General features: G+C 67.1%; 18 protein-coding genes and 1 riboswitch. Of the genes, 9 read left to right on the top strand and 9 right to left on the bottom strand.

Annotation, left to right across the window (positions count from 1 at the left end; all coding sequences use genetic code 11):
- The 3 genes from lptC to BXU08_RS15495 are packed head-to-tail and all read right to left on the bottom strand — an operon-like array spanning position 1 to position 2166.
- The gene (gene lptC / locus BXU08_RS15505; RefSeq protein WP_077510873.1) at positions 1–642 is read right to left on the bottom strand and encodes an LPS export ABC transporter periplasmic protein LptC; all 642 of its coding nucleotides are present in this window, start codon (positions 640–642) and stop codon (positions 1–3) included.
- A gap of 41 nt (positions 643–683) precedes the next feature.
- Positions 684–1304 (bottom strand): ribonuclease D, encoded by a 621-nt coding sequence (locus BXU08_RS15500; protein WP_077510872.1) that lies wholly within the window; start codon positions 1302–1304, stop codon positions 684–686.
- Positions 1305–1335: 31 nt separating this feature from the next.
- Positions 1336–2166 carry a TerC family protein gene (locus tag BXU08_RS15495; RefSeq protein ID WP_077510871.1) on the bottom strand — a complete coding sequence of 277 codons (831 nt, stop codon included), beginning with the start codon at positions 2164–2166 and terminating at the stop codon, positions 1336–1338.
- A 210-nt stretch (positions 2167–2376) separates the two neighbouring features.
- On the opposite strand from BXU08_RS15495, the gene BXU08_RS20485 reads away from it, so the two are divergent.
- Entirely contained in the window at positions 2377–3192 is an 816-nt protein-coding gene (locus BXU08_RS20485) for a cold-shock protein (protein ID WP_077510870.1), read from the top strand.
- A 259-nt stretch (positions 3193–3451) separates the two neighbouring features.
- Here BXU08_RS20485 and BXU08_RS15485 read toward each other — a convergent pair whose 3' ends face one another.
- On the bottom strand, positions 3452–3808 hold the full coding sequence (locus BXU08_RS15485) for a VOC family protein (RefSeq protein WP_077510869.1): 357 nt from the start codon (positions 3806–3808) through the stop codon (positions 3452–3454).
- Between the two features lie 144 nt (positions 3809–3952).
- Between BXU08_RS15485 and BXU08_RS15480 the strand changes: the two genes are divergently transcribed.
- On the top strand, positions 3953–4477 hold the full coding sequence (locus BXU08_RS15480; protein WP_077510868.1) for a TetR/AcrR family transcriptional regulator: 525 nt from the start codon (positions 3953–3955) through the stop codon (positions 4475–4477).
- A 6-nt stretch (positions 4478–4483) separates the two neighbouring features.
- On the opposite strand, the gene BXU08_RS15475 is transcribed toward BXU08_RS15480, so the two are convergent.
- Positions 4484–4960, bottom strand: coding sequence for an Lrp/AsnC family transcriptional regulator (locus BXU08_RS15475; protein ID WP_077510867.1), 477 nt, complete (start codon positions 4958–4960; stop codon positions 4484–4486).
- A gap of 128 nt (positions 4961–5088) precedes the next feature.
- Between BXU08_RS15475 and BXU08_RS15470 the strand changes: the two genes are divergently transcribed.
- Positions 5089–6393 (top strand): S41 family peptidase, encoded by a 1305-nt coding sequence (locus tag BXU08_RS15470; RefSeq protein WP_171982540.1) that lies wholly within the window; start codon positions 5089–5091, stop codon positions 6391–6393.
- Positions 6394–6572: 179 nt separating this feature from the next.
- Here BXU08_RS15470 and BXU08_RS15465 read toward each other — a convergent pair whose 3' ends face one another.
- Together BXU08_RS15465 and BXU08_RS15460 are read right to left on the bottom strand one after the other, a co-directional pair.
- Entirely contained in the window at positions 6573–8156 is a 1584-nt protein-coding gene (locus BXU08_RS15465; RefSeq protein ID WP_077510865.1) for a cisplatin damage response ATP-dependent DNA ligase, read from the bottom strand.
- Positions 8157–8247: 91 nt separating this feature from the next.
- Positions 8248–9882 carry a M10 family metallopeptidase C-terminal domain-containing protein gene (locus tag BXU08_RS15460; RefSeq protein ID WP_077510864.1) on the bottom strand — a complete coding sequence of 545 codons (1635 nt, stop codon included), beginning with the start codon at positions 9880–9882 and terminating at the stop codon, positions 8248–8250.
- Positions 9883–10087: 205 nt separating this feature from the next.
- Between BXU08_RS15460 and BXU08_RS15455 the strand changes: the two genes are divergently transcribed.
- Entirely contained in the window at positions 10088–10924 is an 837-nt protein-coding gene (locus BXU08_RS15455) for a metallophosphoesterase (RefSeq protein WP_077510863.1), read from the top strand.
- 107 nt (positions 10925–11031) lie between these two features.
- Positions 11032–11355: a hypothetical protein gene (locus BXU08_RS15450; RefSeq protein WP_077510862.1), complete on the top strand. Its 324-nt coding sequence runs from the start codon at positions 11032–11034 to the stop codon at positions 11353–11355.
- A gap of 39 nt (positions 11356–11394) precedes the next feature.
- Here the strand turns inward: BXU08_RS15450 and BXU08_RS15445 are convergent, their stop codons facing one another.
- Positions 11395–11892 (bottom strand): Dps family protein, encoded by a 498-nt coding sequence (locus tag BXU08_RS15445; RefSeq protein WP_077510861.1) that lies wholly within the window; start codon positions 11890–11892, stop codon positions 11395–11397.
- Positions 11893–11997: 105 nt separating this feature from the next.
- On the bottom strand, positions 11998–12564 hold the full coding sequence (locus BXU08_RS15440; RefSeq protein ID WP_077510860.1) for a TMEM165/GDT1 family protein: 567 nt from the start codon (positions 12562–12564) through the stop codon (positions 11998–12000).
- Between the two features lie 122 nt (positions 12565–12686).
- Between BXU08_RS15440 and BXU08_RS15435 the strand changes: the two genes are divergently transcribed.
- From BXU08_RS15435 to thiC, 4 genes are all read left to right on the top strand, one after another.
- Positions 12687–13265: a DUF2059 domain-containing protein gene (locus BXU08_RS15435; protein ID WP_077510859.1), complete on the top strand. Its 579-nt coding sequence runs from the start codon at positions 12687–12689 to the stop codon at positions 13263–13265.
- A 117-nt stretch (positions 13266–13382) separates the two neighbouring features.
- Positions 13383–13550, top strand: a complete 168-nt coding sequence (gene rpmG, locus BXU08_RS15430; protein WP_025560997.1) for a 50S ribosomal protein L33 — start codon at positions 13383–13385, stop codon at positions 13548–13550.
- A gap of 104 nt (positions 13551–13654) precedes the next feature.
- On the top strand, positions 13655–13942 hold the full coding sequence (locus tag BXU08_RS15425; RefSeq protein WP_077510858.1) for a hypothetical protein: 288 nt from the start codon (positions 13655–13657) through the stop codon (positions 13940–13942).
- Positions 13943–14027: 85 nt separating this feature from the next.
- Positions 14028–14138: riboswitch (TPP riboswitch) on the top strand.
- A 33-nt stretch (positions 14139–14171) separates the two neighbouring features.
- Positions 14172–16067 carry a phosphomethylpyrimidine synthase ThiC gene (gene thiC, locus BXU08_RS15420; protein WP_077510857.1) on the top strand — a complete coding sequence of 632 codons (1896 nt, stop codon included), beginning with the start codon at positions 14172–14174 and terminating at the stop codon, positions 16065–16067.
- The last annotated feature ends 82 nt before the right edge of the window (positions 16068–16149 follow it).

The following is a 16149-nucleotide window of genomic DNA, read 5'->3' as shown; positions in this document are numbered from 1 at the left end:
TCACCTATTTGCCCGCCGCGGCTGGATCCGCAAGCGCGCATTCCCTTCGAGTGAGACGGTGCGCTTCTCCAGGTCGGCAGTCAGCTTGTTGGCACTGAACACCCCGCTCGGGGTGTTGCCGCTGACTGCGCCGCCGCTCTCGAGCCGCCGCGTCTTGAGGTCCACCGTCGCGTCGTGCGTGTTGAGCACATAGCCGTCGGTGGTCTGGAACTTGAGCGGCCCGTCGACTGCGACGCGCTCGGTCGTCATGTTGTAATGGCCGCTGTCCGCCTTGATCGAAGCCGGGCCGTCGTCGAGCCGGATTTCGGCGGCGAGGTCGTTGAGCCGCACGATCGGCTCGGCCGAACTGCGCTGCAGCGCCGAACCGGCATGGAGGTGGAACGGCCGCCCCTTTGCGTCGGACCCGCGATATTCGGCGCTGTCGATGCGCAGCCGCTCGGGCGAGATGTCGACCTTGTTCTTGTCGAGCACGAAGCTGGCATCGCCGCCCATCAGCAGCGGCGCCACCACCAGGAACGCGCCGAGCACGCCGATCCCCATCGGCAGCACGATCAGTCCGGTGCGCACCAGCCGGTCATGGCTGCTGCCGGGATGCGCCCAGCCGCGCTTCTGCGCGTGAAGGCGCGCGGCAACATCAGACATGAAGAACCATGTCCGGCAGATAGTGCGGAAGCGGCGTGGCGCTAGATATGCGCAAAGATATCCACCTCGGCCCAGCCGGCGAGATCCAGCTCCGCCCGCCAGGGAAGGAAGTCGAAACTGGCCTGTGCGAGCGGCATGCGTCCTTCACGCTCGAGACGCTTGTCTAGTTCCACTTTCATCGCATGCAGGAAGCGAACGTCGGACGCGGCATAGTCCTTCTGCGCGTCCGAAAGATCGGGGCCGCCCCAGTCCGACGATTGCTGCTGCTTCGAGATTTCCTGTCCGACCAGCTCGCGGACCAGGTCCTTGAGGCCGTGGCGGTCGGTATAGGTGCGCACCAGCCGCGAGGCGATCTTGGTGCAATATACCGGCGCCGCGGTGACGCCGAGATAGAAGCGAATCGCCGCAAGGTCGAAGCGCGCGAAATGATAGAGCTTGAGCCGCTCGGGATCGGCGAGCACCGCGCGCAGATTGGGCGCGTCATAGGTGGAGCGCGGCCCGAAGCGGACGAGATGCTCGTCGCCGCTGCCGTCGGAAAGCTGGACGACGCACAGCCGGTCGCGCGGAGTGATCAGCCCCATCGTCTCGGTGTCTACGGCGATCGACGCGCCCGGAGCGAACACGCCCTCGGGCAGGTCTTCTTCATGAAAATGCACGGTCATGCCGCGCGCATAGGCGCGTTGCGCATTTACCTCAATGGGTGGTGGGCGGCGCTGTATCGGCTGCGGCCTCCGCGGCGGCGTGCTTGCGCGCCTTGCTCCGCCGCGACCAGATGTTGAGCAGCTCCACCCCCGCCGAGAACGCCATGGCGGTATAGATATAGCCCTTGGGGATATGCGCGCCGAAGCCCTCGGCGATCAGCACCATGCCGATCATCAGCAGGAAGCCGAGCGCCAGCATCACCACCGTCGGGTTGCCGTTGATGAAATTGGCGAGCGGCGTCGCCGCGAACAGCATCACCATCACCGCGAAGATCACGGCGACATACATGATCTCGACATGCTCGGTCATGCCGACCGCGGTGAGGATCGAATCGATCGAGAAGACGATGTCGAGCAGCAGGATCTGGACGATCGCCGCGGTGAAGCTGATCGACAGCACCTTCTTCTTGTCGAGCAGATCGTCGGTGTCGTGCGCATTGGCATCGACCGAATGGTGGATCTCGGTCGTCGCCTTCCACATCAGGAAGATGCCGCCGGCGATCAGGATCAGGTCGCGCCACGAGAATTGCGTCTCGAACGCGGGCTCGCCATGCGCGCCCAGCGGGCCGGTAATGCCCAGGTCGATCACCGGGGCGACCAGTCCGACGATCCATGCAATCATCGTCAGCAGCGCCAGCCGCATCACCAGCGCCAGGCTGATGCCGATCGTGCGCGCCTTCTTGCGCTGTTCCTCGGGCAGCTTGTTCGACAGAATCGAAATGAAGATCAGGTTGTCGATGCCAAGCACGACCTCCATCACGATCAGCGTTACGAGTGCGGCCCAGGCGGCCGGGCTGGCGAGCAGTTCGGCAATAGATTCCATGGCTGGCACCTGTGCCTTGCGGCGAACTGTGGCGCAAGCGCCGCGATCTCCATGAATCTGCCGTAATCAAGTCGATTTTCGTTCGCGCGCTGTATGATTTTGGGCTATGGCCGATTCCGTGGCGCTGTTTTTTGTGCCCGAACACCTGCGTTTTTCGTCCGGCGCTTGGGTTTCGATTGCAGTTGGGCGAACCGGGAAGACGAACAGGGCATGAGTTTTGATCGAGGGCGCCGTGGGGATCGCGGCGGGCGCGGCAGAGACAAGCGCGACGGTTTTGGTGACGAAGGCGGCAGCAGCAGCAGCTTTGGCGGTGGTGATCGCGGCGGCTTCGGCGGTGGCGGCTTCGGCGGCGGCGGCGGTTTCGGCGGCGGCGGCGGTGGTGGCTATAGCGGCGGCGGTGGCGGTGGCTATCGCGGCGGTGGCGGCGGCTTCGGCGGCGGTGGCGGCGGCGGCGGTGGTTTCCGCGGCGGCGGCGGCGGTGGCGGCGGCATGCCCCCCCAGGTTGTCGGCGAAGCGACTGGCGTCGTAAAATTCTTCAACGCGCAGAAGGGCTTCGGCTTCGTCGTTCGCGATGACGGCGGAGAAGACGTGTTCGTGCACATCTCGGCAGTCGAGCAGGCCGGCCTGACCGGTCTCGCGGAAGGCCAGCCGATGGGCTTCACGCTCGTCGATCGTGGCGGCCGCATCTCGGCGACCGATCTCAAGATCGACGGCGAGCCGATGGCAGTGACCGATTCGGGCCCGCCTCGCGATCGTGACGCGCCACGTGGCGGCGCCGGCGGTGCCGGTGGCCCGCAGCGCCAGCTGACCGGTGAGAAGGCGACCGGAACGGTCAAGTTCTTCAACGCGATGAAGGGCTTCGGCTTCATTCAGCGCGACGATGGACAGCCCGATGCGTTCGTTCACATCAGCGCCGTCGAGCGCGCCGGCATGCCGACGCTCAACGAAGGCGACCGGCTCGAATTCGAGCTGGAGGTCGATCGTCGCGGCAAGTACGCGGCAGTGAACCTCACGCCCGGCAGCTGATCCCAGCGACCGAACTACGAAGGGGCCGGGCGGAAACGTCCGGCCCTTTTCGTCGTGTACGTCCCTCTCCCGTTAGAGCGCGGGATGACGTACTCTGATCCGTTCGTTTCGAGCGAAGTCGAGAAACCGCAGCAGGCGGATCGCCCCCGTTTCTCGACTTCGCTCGAAACGAACGGGAGGACTGTGCAATTCACGCGCAAGTCGTCGGGATTTAACGCGAGGGAGGATTGGGGAAGCCCTCCCCCGTGGCATGGCCGCCTTACTCCAGCACCCGCCCGATTCGCACCAGCGCGCCGCTGGGATCGCTCACTGCGAATTCATATGTCCCCCACGGCTTTCGCTCCGGCGCCCCAGGCGCGAGGATCAGTTCGCGCACCCGATCGGCGACCGCATTGACATCCTCGACATAGAGGTACAGCCCGAACGGATTGTCCTCGATGTTACGCGGCCAGCCCGGCATCCGATTGAGATGCAGGTGCCAGCCGCGCCCGTCGGCAAGGATGCGGTAGTGGCCATGGTCGCTGACGACTTCGAACCCGAGCCGCGCATAGAAGCGCTCGCTGACATCGAGATCGTCGCTCGGCAGGATCGCCACCACGCGGTGTGATTCGCTCATTCAATCCTCCTGAAATCGAGGCTCCACCCTGAACCGGCCCGCGCCGCCGCGCGAGCGCCAAACCGCCGCGAATCGCCGCTTCCGGACGAACCCCGGCAAATGTCCGCCGCGCCCGCGCAATCGATGCGCTAGAGGCAGGGCAAGATGGACCAGGACGAGAGCGATCCGCGCGTGAAGCGCACCCGAGCGGCGATCATCCAGGCCTTCACTGCGCTGGTCCTCACCCGCCGCTACGATTCGATCCGCACCGCCGACCTCATCGCCGCTGCCGGCGTCGGCCGATCGACCTTCTACGAGCATTTCCGCAGCAAGGAGGCGGTGCTGCTCGCTGCGCTTGATCCGGTGCTGCGCACCCTCGCCAACGCCGCGCTGGGCCGGGCGAGCAAGGTCCAGGTCCGCGCGATGCTCGAACATGTCTGGGAGCAGCGCGGCTTCGCGCGGCCGCTCTTCGAAGGTCGGGCCGGCGCCGGTCTCGAGCGCCGGCTCGCCGCGCTGGTCCTGGAGCGCCGCGAGGCCGATTCGGGCCCGGCAAGGATGGCGGCAATGGCAGCGGCTGCGGCCCAATTGACCATGGTCCGGCTCTGGATCGCCGGCGCGGTGCCCTGTCCTCCCGCCGACCTGGCGCCGCGCATGCTCGCCTGCGCGCACCTGCTCGCAGAGGTCTGCTGAAGCCCGTCAACCCTGCTCGATATCGAGCGGCAGCGCAGTGCTGAACTTCCGCCGCCGCTTGACGAAGCTGGTCTCGTAGCGCCGCACCACCGGATCGGACGCCAGCATCGTGTCGGCAAAGGCATTGAATGCGTCCATGTCCTTCACCGTCACCAGCAGCATCAGGTCGAACGTCCCCGAAACCTCGAGGAACAGCTGGACCTGCGGGCTGGCGGTCAGGCGGCGCAGCAGCGCCTCGACCGCGGCGAGCGCGTGCCGGTCCATTTGCACCTGCACCACCGCCGACAGAAACGGCCCGACGTCTTCGGACAGTACCGAAACATCCGCCGCGATCACGCCGCTCTCGCGCAGCCGCCGTATTCGCCGCGCGATCGCCGAGGCGGAGAGCGGCAGTCGCCCGGCAAGCTGGTCCGCCGTCAGCAGCGCATTGGCCTGGAGCAAGTCGAGGATGCGCAGGTCCATCGTGTCGCGCGTCGCGCCCATAATGCGCAGAAACTCCCCGTATCATGCCAGAATTGTGCACATCCGCACCCAACATTGCCTCCCCAACGCCGCCCGCGCCAGCGCAGACTTGGGGCCGGGGCGTAACCGCGCGCAATGGGAGGTTTGGAATGCGTAGTATGATTCTGGCCGGGGCGATCGCCGCCGCGGCCCCGCTGGCCTTTGGCTCACCGGCCGCAACCGCCCAGGCGGCCTCGACCTTCGATTCGCGCGCGGCGGTCGAGGGCGTCCGCACGGCGCTGCGCGAGAATTATGTCGTCAAGGAGCGCCGCGCCGCGCTCGACGCCACGCTGGCCAAGGGACTGGCCGGCGGCCGCTATGCCGTTACCGACCCGCAGGAATTCGCTGCCCGCATCACCGCCGATCTCGAGGCAGTCGCCCACGACAAGCACCTCAACCTGCGCCACAACCCCGAGCTCGCCCGGCAGATCGGCACCGGCGGCCAGCGCGACGATGCCACCGAATCGGCCTATTGGCGCGACATTGCGCGCCGCCAGAACGAAGGCGTGCGCGAGCTGCGCGTGCTCGACGGCAATGTCCGCCTGATGCGCTATGACGGCTTCTTCTGGAACGGCGACACCAGCAAGGCCGCGATCGACGCGGGCATGGCGTTCCTGCGCGGCGGCGACGCGATCATCATCGATCTGCGCACGAATGGCGGCGGCAGCCCCGACGCCGTGCGCCGCATCGCCAGCTATTTCGTCCCCGCCGGCGCCAAGCTGGTGACCTTCCACATGCGCGACGAGGCGCCGACGGTGTCGCACGCCGAGGCATCGGTCCCCGGCGGGCAGATCACCGGCATCCCCGTCTATGTCCTCACCAGCGGCGGCACTGCGTCCGCAGCCGAGGAGTTCAGCGCGCACGGCGCCGGCTTCGGCTTCGCGACGCTGGTCGGCGAGACCACGGCGGGCGCGGCCTATCGCAACGATTTCTTCGCGGTCCCCGGCGGCTTCGTGCTCAGCGCCTCGGTCGGCCGCCCCGAGCTTCCCTCGGGCGGCGACTGGGAAGGCAAGGGCGTCGCACCCAAGCTCGCGGTAGCACCGGAACTCGCGCTCGACCGCGCGCTCCAGGATGCGCTGGCCAGGCTCGCGCCCAAGGCCAGCGGCGCCGCGCGCACCGAACTCGAATGGGCGGCAGCCCGCTACGCCGCCCGCGCCGCCCAGGCCAGGCCCGGGCTCCCGGCAAGCGCCTATGCCGGCCGCTATGGCGAGCGCACCGTCACGATCGACGCCGCCGGCCTCGTCTACCAGCGCGACGGCGGGCTCAAGACCGCGCTGATCCCGCTGGGCGGCGACCTGTTCGCACTCGAACAAGACCCCCGCGCACGCCTGCGCTTCGTCACCGCGGGCGGCACCGTCACCGGCTTCGTCCTCGAACGCGCCGACGGCAGCAAGGTCGAGGCGAGCAAAGCGTAGCGCGCCGCGCGGCAGAAAGACTCCCCTCCCTGCAAAGGGAGGGGCTGGGGGTGGGTTTAGCGATGGGCGAGGCTCGATGCCTCGACCATCGCTGCGATGCTGCGCGATAAAGTCTTTTTAGCGCGCAGACGCGCGCACCCACCCCCTGCCCCTCCCTGCAGGGAGGGGAGTACGCTCCCCTACGTCGCCAGCTTCCGTAGCCCCGCGATCGTATCCGCCTCGCTGGCCGGCTTGTCGTTCCGGATCCGGCTGATCCGCGGGAAACGCATCGCCAGCCCGGACTTATGGCGCTTCGACTCGTGCACCGAATCGAACGCCACTTCGAGCACCAGCGACTTCTCGACCTCGCGCACCGGACCGAAGCGCTTCAAGGTGTTGTTGCGCACGAAATGGTCGAGCCACTTCAGCTCCTCGTCGGTGAACCCGAAATAGGCCTTGCCGACCGGGAGCAGCTCGCCACTCTCGGTCCACGCGCCGAAGGTGAAGTCCGAATAGAAGGACGAGCGCTTGCCGCTGCCGCGCTGGGCATACATCAGCACGCAATCGGCGTTGAGCGGATCGCGCTTCCACTTGTACCAAAGCCCCGCGCGCCGCCCGTTCACATAGGGCGAATCGCGCCGCTTGAGCATCACCCCTTCGATCGCGGCATCGCGCGCGCCGGCGCGGATTTCCTCCAGCGCCGCGAAGTCCGCCGCCTCGATCACCACCGAGACGTCGAACCGCTCGCCATCGAGCCGCGCCGCAAACGCCTCCAGCCGGACCCGCCGTTCGGACCAGGGCAGCGCCCGCAGATCCTCCAACCCGTCGAACAATATGTCGTACAGCCGCACGAACGCGGGATATTCGGCCAGCGTCTTGGCCGGCACGACCTTGCGCCCGAGCCGCTGCTGGAGCGCATTGAAACTCCCCGCGCCGCCTTCCCCGCCCTGCGCCGTCCCCTTCACCAGCAATTCGCCGTCGAGCACCCCAGGCGTGACGAACGCCTTCGCCACTTCGGGAAAGCTGTGGGTGATGTCGTCGCCCGCGCGGCTGTACAGCCGGGTCTCGCCCGCGACATGGACCAATTGCACGCGGATGCCGTCCCATTTCCACTCGGCGGCATAGTCGTCCAGGCTGACCTGCGCCTCCTCCAGCGGATGCGCGAGCATGAACGGGCGGAAGACCGGCACATTCTCCGGAGTCGGCTGGCTCCCCCGCCCCTCTGCCCAGTCGAACAGCGGCGCATAGGGCGGCACCAGCCCGTGCCACACTTCCTCCACGGCATCGACATCGAGCCCGAACGCCTGCGCCAGCGCGGTCTTGGCGAGCCGCGCCGAAACCCCGACGCGCAACGCTCCCATCGCCAGCTTGAGCAGCGCGAACCGCTCGTCCGCCTCCAGCCGATCGAGCATCGACGCCAGCATCGCGGGCGCATCGGATTTCGAGATCGTGGCGAGGATCCGCACCACTTCGGACAGCGTCAGCGGCTCGGCGGGCACCGAGGCCCCCACGGGCTCGGGCCACAGCAACGCAATCGTCTCGGCCGAATCGCCGACGAAGTCGCGGCTGAGCCCATAGAGCACCGGATCGACGCGCGATTCGATCAGCGCACGCACCAGCGCCGGCTTGACCGCAGGCAAGTCGAGGCTCCCGGTCAGCGCCGCCATCGCCCAGCCGCGATCGGGATCGGGGGTGCCCGCCAGATAGTCGCCGATCAGCCGCAGCTTGGCGTTGCGCGAACGGGTGTAGATCAGGGCATCGAGCAGATCGGCGAAAGCGCGCATCACCGCGCAACGCACAGCGCCGCCGATGCGCTCCCGTCACGAGCGACGCGACGGTTTTCGCCCGGACCTTTCGGCCCGGGCGATAGGCAGTTCAGAGAAAGAGGTCGCTCTGCAGGATCGACGAGCCGCCGATGCCGATGACGAAATCGGCCAGGCCGTCGCCATCCGAATCGCCCGCGAGGAAGCGTGCGCCGAGGATGGAATAGCTGAGCAGCTCGCCGGCCGTGTGGCTGAACGTGCCGCGGCCGATGAACGTGAACGCCTGGTCGCCCTCCGCAAAGGTGTTCGCGTCGATCTCCGACAAGTCGATCTTGTCGGTGCCCGAGCGGAAATCGAGGATCGTGTCGATGCCGCTATCGGCGAAGAAGCGAAACTCGTCCGCGCCCGCGCCGCCCCACAACAGGTCGTTGCCGCCCAGGCCGTTGAGCACGTCGTCGCCGCCATTGCCCTTGAGCAGATTGGCGACGTCATTGCCGACCAGATAGTCGCGCGCCGCGCCGCCGATCGCATTCTCGATCACGGTATTATACGCGATCGAGATATTGCGATGCAGGGTGGCGGTCACCCCGGCCACGCCGGTATCGCCTTCGACGCGGCCTGCGCCGTTCGACGTGAGGTAGCTGGTCCAGCTATTGTAGAAGTCCGGATTCCATTCGGTGGTCGGCGATCCCTCGGGCTTGAGCGCATTATATGCCGCCATCGCGGCGGCGGCCTCGTCAAGCGAGAGATAGCCGCTCGACGCCGAGCTGAACGCGCCCGGCCGCAGATCGAGGAACACCCCGGTGCTGGCGGTCGAGAAGTCGAACGTGTCGATCCCGCCCGCATCGTACACCGACAGATACGGAAACGGATTATGCTCGAGATCGTAGACGGCGTTGCCGGCGGTCGAATTGGCGAAATAGACCGTGCTGCCCGCACGCGTCGTCGGATCGGCGCCGTACTTCGCCTGGACCGTCAGGATGTCGTGCAGCAGCGGCGTTTGCGGGTTGGTCGGGACGAGCAGCGAGGGATCGAACGCCTGGCTGCCCGTTTCCCAGTTCAGGAAGTACGACATGATCGTATATTCCTGCGAGTCCTGCGCATATTCCGCGTCGCTGCCATAGCGGATCGGATCCGCCACGCCGTCGCCATCCTCGTCCGCGCCGAAATTATAGTCGCCCGGATGGCTGAGCCCGAGCGAGTGGCCGATCTCGTGGACCATCGTGCTCTGGCCATATCCGCCATAGCTGACCCACTCGTTGGTCCAGTTGACGTCCGGATCGGCAATCCAGATGCTGCTCTGCGGCGTGCTCGGATCGCCGTCCTCGGTGGGGTAATATGCCCAGGCCTGCGCCGGGCCGGTGGTCGTGTTGCCCAGCACGATATCCGCGCTGCTGCCGTTCTTCTCGACGAAGCGCGCCGCGATCAGATCGTCCCACAGCTTCATCGAATCGCGCGTGGTGGCCTTCTGGGTCTCGCTCAGCGGCGAGAAGCCCGCATATTCGCCGCCGGTGTTGCCCGAGGTGCCGTCCAGGAAACCGTAGCTTATCGTCTGGCCCTGGATCTTCGCGCCCATGTCGAGCTGGTCGATGACCTGCGCCTGGTTGAACACCGGCTTGCCGGCCCAGCTGTCGAGGTCTTCGAGCAGATAGGGCGTGTTCGCCGGTGCCTGCGTGCCCGCGACATCGTCGTCCAGCCGGAAATGCGCCAGTGATTTGAGTTCCTGGATGAATTTCAGACGCGCCATTATGCCTCCTGACCTTCAGCGGTGCGTGATGCCGTCCGCCCCAATCCATCAGACGATGCTGCACTGCAAAACAGACACATCAGTGAAACAAAAATGTCCGGAACGCCGCGCGGACGACAGAAAGAACCTCCCGCACCGCGCGCCGTGTTAGTCCGACACTTGCGTCGCCGTTGCGGAGGCGCCCCCGGATCGACAGGGAGGAAGGATGATCAGGCGCAATCCGCTATGGGTGATCTTCGCGGGCGGGTTCGTCGCCGTGTTGGCGCTCGCAGGCTACGGCTTCGCGGAGGCACGTCGCGATCCTGTCGTGCGCGAGGCTGCGATCGTCCTGCCGGATTGGCCGGCAGGCGCGCCCCCGATCCGGCTGGTGCTGCTGAGCGACATGCATATCGGCACCGCGGCGATGGGGCCCGACCGGCTTGCGCGCATCGTCGAACAGATCAATGCGTTAAGCCCGGACATCGTGCTGATCGCCGGCGATTTCATCTTCGGCCATGCTCCGGGCAGCGCCGCGCGGCTCGGTGAACCGATGGTCGCGCCCTTGTCGCGGTTGCGCGCGCGGCTTGGCGTCGTCGCGGCGCTGGGCAATCACGACCATTGGACCGGGGCGGATACGGTGCGGGCGCTGCTCCGCCGTGCCGGCGTGACCGTCGTCGACAACAGCGCCATCGCGCGCGGCCCGCTCGCGCTCGGCGTCGCCGGCGACGATTTCACCGGGCGCGCCGATCTGGCCGCGACGATCAAGGCGGTGCGCCGCCTTCCCGGCGCGCGCCTGATCCTTACGCACTCGCCCGATATCGCGCCGGCGCTCCCGTCCGACATCGCGCTCTTGCTCGCCGGCCACACCCATTGCGGTCAGGTCGTGCTGCCGCTGTTGGGGCCGATCTCCGAGGTATCGCGCTATGGCGCGCGATATCGCTGCGGGGTTCGACGCGAGGGCGGCCGCACGGTGGTGGTCACCGCCGGGCTGGGGACCAGCGGCGGCCCGTTCCGCCTCGGCGCGCCGCCCGATATCTGGCTGCTGACGCTCGGCGCAGCCTAGCCGCGCCCGCGCGCGCCGCGGGGCGCTGCAATGGCGCTGCCATGAAGTTGCGGGTAAGCTCGCGCCGCCGGCAGCAAAGCCGGTATTGGCAAGAGGGTTCCGATCACATGAAGTTCATCGTTCCGGTCGCGGCCGCGCTCATGATTCTTGCGCCGGGGGCGTTCGCCCAGACTGCGCCCGCGCCCGCTGCCCCCGCCGCCGCACCGGCTGCGCCAGCCGCGAAGTTCAATCTCGACACGCCGATCGAAGTCATCGTCGCCGATCCGCAGGCCAAGGCCGTGCTCGACGCCGATATCCCCGGGACGACGACGCATGCCTCCTACGGCATGTTCAAGAGCATGAGCCTGCGCGCAGTCCAGCCCTTCTCGCAAGGCAAGCTGACCGACGAGATGCTCAAGAAGGTCGAGACCGACCTCGCCGCGATCAAGTGAAATGAAAAGGGCCGGGGGAACGCCCCGGCCCTTTGATGGTCAGCCCTTGCGGCTGGCTTCGAACAGGAACCAGGCGCGCTCCTCGGCCTGGTCGGTCCATTCGTCGACAATGCCCGACGTCGCGTTGTCGCCGGCGCTCTCGGCGGCTTCCTTTACGGCGCGGAAGCTCTCGACCAGCTTCAGATTGTCGTCGCGCAACTCGGCGAGCATGTCGCCGGGCGAGACGAAATCGGCGTCATTGTCCTTGATCGTCTGGCGGCGCGCAATGTCGCCGATCGAACGGATCGTGGTGTTGCCGGTCTTGCGCACGCGCTCGGCGATCGCGTCGGTCACGCCGTAGATCTGCGCCGCCTGGTCGTCGAGCAGCAGGTGATAGTCGCGGAAATGCGGGCCCGAGACGTGCCAGTGGAAATTCTTGGTCTTGAAATACAGCGTGAAGCTATCGGCCAGCGCGCTGTTCAGCGCCTCGGCGACGCTCTTGGTGTCGTTGCGATTGAGGTCGGTGGGGGTCGCCAGCGCGGCCTTGGTGTCTGCCATTCTCTGCCTCCGGAAAAACGATACGTGAGCCCAACGAAGCCGATATAGGGTGAGCTTCGCGCCTCGCCATGGGGTATTTTCGATGCCAGCGATCGGATCGCCCGATCAGCCGGTCAGGCGCAGCGCACCGAGCCCGATGATGGTTCCCGCGATCAGCAGGATCGCCGACGCCGCGTAGCGGAACCAGCGCAGCGGCAGCCGCGCCCACCCCGCCTCGCCGAGCAGCGCCGCGGCCACTGCCACCACCAGCGCGCCCAGCGTCGCGCCGGCCGCGGCGAACCACGGCATGCCCGACGTCGCCAGCGCGAAGGTGACGAACTGGGTCTGCTCGCCCAGCGCGAGCACGAATATGCCCGCCATCGGGGTCAGGAACGGCCCCAGCCGCCAGCGCTCGAGCCGGCTGGGCAGCGCCGGACGCCCTATCCCGGTCACCCCGCCCGCCAGCAATGCGATCGCCAGCAGCAGCGATTGCGCCTCCGGAGTCAGCATCGGCGCCACCAGCGCCCCGCCAAGTGCCGCGAACCCGCTACCGAGCGCATGCGCGATGCCCGCGGCGAGCGCTACCAGCAGCGGCCGGCGAAACCGGTCGGCCAGGACCGCCGTCAGCAGCGCCGGCCGATCGCCGATCTGTGCCAGCAGCGCGAGCAGAAAGGCGGGGACGAGCACTTCCATCCGACCTTATCGGCACATCGCGCCGGCTTCGGCAACGCCCGCGGAGACGGCTGGCGAAGCTGCGCGGCGGACGCTAGGCATGGCCGCGCCGCAGTCTCGCGGCGGTTCGGGGGGAGAGTGCGATGCTGCGGTGGTCTGTCGGGGCATTGGCGCTCGCCGCGCTCGTGCCTGCAGCGGGGGCCGGCGCCCAGACCGCACCGCCCGTCGCCGCAGCGCCGGAGCCCGCGCGGCTGGTCGCGGCACAGGCGCTGATCGAGAAGTTCATGCCCGGCGATCGCCGCGATGCGATGATCGAGCAGATGCTCCGGCCGATGCTCGAAAACATGCGCGGGGCGATGTTCGACGACGCGATGTTCGGCGACATCAAGTCCGATCCCAAGCTGTCGGCAGCGGTCGACGGCTTCGTCAAGGCCGAGTTCGAACGGGCTATCGTCCTCATGAAGGCGACGATGCCCGCGATGATGGATGCGATGGCGCGCGCCTATGCGCGGCGCTTCACGCTCGACCAGCTCCAGTCGCTCAACGCCTTTTTCGATACCCCGGCGGGCCGCGCCTATGCCGAGCAGGCGCCGTCGCTGATGGGCGATCCCGACGTGCTCGCCGCGCAGCGCATGATGATGACCCAGGCGATGGCGGGGATGGACCAGCGTGTCGATGCCTTCGCCGCCAAGGTCGTTGCCGAAACCGGGAAGGAAGACTGACCGGCCGCAACGCCGCTTCTTGACTTTTGCGCGGGACTCGCGCATCCGCCGCGGCCTGATAGCGGTGCGCCCTGCGTGCCGCTCTTTTCTTTTCGAACGATTCAAGGGTTTCGGGTCATGGCTAAGCCGACCACTGTCAAGATCAAGCTCGTCAGCACGGCGGACACGGGTTTCTTCTACGTCACGAAGAAGAATCCGCGCACGCAGACCGAGAAGTTCTCCTTCCGCAAATATGATCCCGTCGTGCGCAAGCATGTCGAGTTCAAGGAAGCCAAGATCAAGTAAGGTCTGCAGGGCCGCCCCGGCCCTGCATCCGGAACCCCGCGCGGTTTCGGCGATTGGTGCGCGAGGCCTGCCAGGCAGGTCCGCGAAACCATAAGGGGATGCCCATGAAGATTCTGCTCAAGGCGACTGCGGTTGCCGGCCTGTTCGCGCTCGGCGCCTGCGGCCAGAATGCCGACGATCGGGCCGCCGACAATATCGAGGCCATGGCCGAGAACCAGTCGGACATGCTCGAGAATCAGGCCGATGCGGCCGCCGCCGCCGGCAACGACCAGCTCCACGATTCGCTCGAAGCCCAGGCCGACAATGTCGAGGACCGCGGCGAGGCGATGGCCGACAAGGCCGATGACGACGACGATGCCCGCGTCGAGCAACAGGCCGCCAACCATATGTAATCCGCCGGCAAGGCACGAAAGGGCGTCCGCCGTCAGGCTGGCGCCCTTTTTCGTTTCCCCTCCCGCCCCCATCGGCCTAAGACCGCGTGCATCCCCGGGGGACCGCTGACACGGCGGTTGAGAGGGAAGCGCGAGCTTCCGACCCGCTGAACCTGATCCGGCTGACACCGGCGTAGGGAGGGAGCGGTGCCCACCCGGAAACCGTCCTCTCCCCAAATGGAGAAGACGAATGGCCGACATCCCCGCCCGCACCGAAATCGGCGTCACCACCGGCCCCATTCGCGGTTCGAAGAAGATCCATGTCGGCCCGCTCGGCGTGAAGATGCGCGAGATCCATCTCGATCCCAGCTCGCTCGAGCTGCCCGTCCGCGTCTACGACACCTCGGGCCCGTACACCGACCCGCAAGCCCGCATCGACATCAAGGCCGGCCTCCCCGCGCTCCGCCGCGACTGGATCCTCGGCCGCGGCGATGTCGAGCAAGTCGCCGCCCGCGAAGTCCGCCCCGAGGATAACGGCCAGCTCGGTCCCGACCGCAGCGGCGGCGTCGAGCCCTTCCCCAACGTCATCAAGCGCCCGCTACGTGCCAAGCCCGGCGCAAATGTCAGCCAGATGCACTATGCCCGTCGCGGCATCATCACCCCCGAGATGGAGTATGTCGCCACCCGCGAGAATCTCGGCCGCGAGCGCCTCGCCGAGTACATTCGCGACGGCGAGAGCTTCGGCGCGTCGATCCCCGACTACGTCACCCCCGAATTCGTTCGCGACGAAATCGCCCGCGGCCGCGCGATCATCCCCAACAACATCAACCACCCCGAATCCGAGCCGATGGCGATCGGCCGCAACTTCCTGGTCAAGATCAACGCAAACATCGGCAACAGCGCCGTCGCCAGCAACGTCGCCGCCGAAGTCGACAAGATGGTCTGGTCGATCCGCTGGGGCGCGGACACGGTCATGGACCTCTCGACCGGCCGCAACATCCACGACACCCGCGAATGGATTCTCCGGAACTCCCCCGTCCCGATCGGCACCGTCCCGATCTACCAGGCGCTCGAAAAGGTCGGCGGCGTCGCCGAGGACCTCACCTGGGAGATCTTCCGCGACACGCTCATCGAGCAGGCCGAGCAGGGCGTCGACTATTTCACCATCCACGCCGGCGTGCGCCTCGGCTACATCCCGATGGCCGCCAGGCGCGTCACCGGCATCGTCAGCCGCGGCGGCAGCATCATGGCGAAATGGTGCCTCGCGCACCACAAGGAGAGCTTCCTCTACGAGCGCTTCGACGAGATCACCGAGATCATGAAGGCGTACGACATCGCCTACAGCCTCGGCGACGGCCTGCGCCCCGGCAGCATCGCCGACGCAAACGACGAAGCCCAGTTCAGCGAGCTCTACACGCTCGGCGAGCTCACCCACCGCGCGTGGAAGCACGACGTCCAGTTGATGATCGAAGGCCCCGGCCATGTGCCGATGCACAAGATCAAGGAGAACATGACCAAGCAGCTCGAAGTCTGCGGCGAGGCGCCCTTCTACACGCTCGGGCCGCTCACCACCGATATCGCTCCCGGCTACGACCATATCACCAGCGGCATCGGCGCCGCGATGATCGGCTGGTACGGCACCGCGATGCTCTGCTACGTCACCCCCAAGGAGCATCTCGGCCTCCCCGACCGCGACGACGTCAAGGTCGGCGTGGTGACCTACAAGCTCGCCGCGCACGCCGCCGATCTCGCCAAGGGGCACCCCGCCGCGCAGGTCCGCGACAATGCCCTGTCAAAGGCCCGCTTCGAATTCCGCTGGCGCGACCAGTTCAACCTGTCGCTCGATCCCGACACCGCCGAGGAATATCACGACCAGACCCTGCCCGCCGAGGGCGCCAAGACCGCGCATTTCTGCTCGATGTGCGGGCCGAAATTCTGCTCGATGCAGATCAGCCAGGAAGTCCGCGCCTTCGCCACCAAGCAGAACCAGGGCGTCGAAGGCTTCCTCGCCACCGGCCCCACCGGCGCGGAGACGGCCGCCGCCAGCAAGGCCGCAGCGCTCAAGGGCATGGAAGAGATGAGCAAGGTGTTCAAGGAGACGGGGAGCGAGCTGTATATGGGCGCTGGTGGGCGGGAGCACGACTAGGACCCATTAATTCCTCCCCGAGCTCGCCTCGGGGAGGGGGACCATTCGCTGCAAGGGAAGGAGCGCGCATGGTCGTGCAGAA

Source organism: Sphingomonas sp. LM7 (assembly GCF_002002925.1).
In the GTDB taxonomy this organism is placed as follows: domain Bacteria; phylum Pseudomonadota; class Alphaproteobacteria; order Sphingomonadales; family Sphingomonadaceae; genus Sphingomonas.
This window is presented reverse-complemented; position numbering and strand designations above follow the sequence as displayed.